The sequence below is a fragment of the Arthrobacter sp. Y3224198 genome, assembly GCF_059090025.1.
In genome coordinates this window covers 1-527 of record NZ_JBNHFG010000073.1, presented here as the reverse complement: position 1 = coordinate 527, position 527 = coordinate 1, and the positions used below count along the sequence as shown (strand labels likewise).

The window sequence follows — 527 nt, the reverse complement described above, 5'->3', positions numbered from 1 at the left end:
GTCGAAGGTGGGACCGGCGATTGGGACTAAGTCGTAACAAGGTAGCCGTACCGGAAGGTGCGGCTGGATCACCTCCTTTCTAAGGAGCACCTCAGGTGCACCGATCCCGCCACAGTGCGGGGGATGTGTCCTGCAGGAGATGCCCATATCGGAGACATATGTTCTCCGGTGGGTGCTCAAGGGTGGAATATCAATGGATAGGCGCCGGCTTGATGCCTGGTGCCCGTGAGTACGTTCCCTTAGGGGTTCGGGAAAGCGGGTCCGGGAGGAGAGGCTGGTTGACCGTTTGGCACACTGTTGGGTCCTGAGACAACAGGACCGCGCGGGGGTGGCTTCGGCTTCCTGTGTGTGGTTGTGGTTTGTTTCTGTTTGTTCCTGCGCAGGCCGGAAGCATCGTGCGGATCCCTTTGGGGGGTGTGCGGGTGTGGAGGGGTGTGACGGGGTTGTTGTTTGAGAACTACATAGTGGACGCGAGCATCTTAAAAATTATTAAGTGCAATTTCAGATAAACCTGGTGACCGGTTTTT

The 527-nt window shown here is 56.7% G+C and carries 1 rRNA gene; it reads left to right on the top strand.

What is annotated here, in order from left to right:
* Positions 1-79: ribosomal RNA gene (locus tag AC5RUF_RS16345) — 16S ribosomal RNA — on the top strand; the annotation flags it as partial.
* Positions 80-527 lie beyond the last annotated feature (448 nt).